The 861-nt window shown below is 30.5% G+C and carries 1 protein-coding gene; it reads left to right on the forward strand.

The window, feature by feature from the left end:
* The first annotated feature begins 124 nt into the window (after window positions 1-124).
* Entirely contained in the window at window positions 125-772 is a 648-nt protein-coding gene (locus tag V7150_RS21785; protein ID WP_335522413.1) for a phosphatase PAP2 family protein, read from the forward strand.
* The last annotated feature ends 89 nt before the right edge of the window (window positions 773-861 follow it).

Raw genomic sequence — 861 nt, forward strand, 5'->3', positions numbered from 1 at the left:
GAATGGTGCCTGACACCAAATTATGTATTTTCATTGTAATTATGGTATTATTAAGTAAATTCGACAATTTCTTCTTCGAGTAATCTTAGTTTTGTAAATTTATTGTTTAAAAGGGGGGTTATAGGTGAACAAGATATTAAAAAAATCTCCCTACTTACTCTTTTTGTTAGTAATTCCACTTCTAGCGATGATTTATCAAGTATTAAATAATCGATCACAAAAAGCTGTGGATATTTCAACTTCTATCGATCAATCTATTCCGTTTTTACCAGTTTTTATTATTCCATATATCCTTTGGTATGCTTATATGTTCTGTTATTTAATTTATTTTTGCTTTAAAGATACAAAAGTATATATTAAAACTTTGATGCTGATTGTGATTGCCGAGCTAATATGCTTTGTGATTTACTTCTTCTTTCAAACAACAGTCCCAAGACCAACAATAGTCAGCGACAATTTTATAAACAATCTTGTTCAGTGGATTTATACAAAGGATCGCCCATTTAATTGTTTTCCAAGTATACATGTGCTTACGACCTTTACCGTCATGCTGGCATCATTGCACATCAAGAATAAACATATACTTAACACTTTATGTATTCATATTTCAGGTTCCTTGATTATTATCTCGACACTTTTTGTCAAGCAGCATGTAATCTTTGATATGATTGGATCCATGTTCCTTGTTACGTTCCTTTATGGAATCTCATTTGAACTATTAACATTCCGTATGAGGGAAAAGTCGGGAACTGTTTATGTGAAAAACAAATAGTTATATAGTTTTCAAGAATCCAATTAATCTACTCAAAAAAGAGTGTCAACACGTGACACTCTTTTAAAAATGTATAAAGCTTGTTTCAT

It is taken from the genome of Neobacillus drentensis (genome assembly GCF_036965245.1).
Classification (GTDB): Bacteria; Bacillota; Bacilli; order Bacillales; family Cytobacillaceae; genus Neobacillus; species Neobacillus drentensis_G.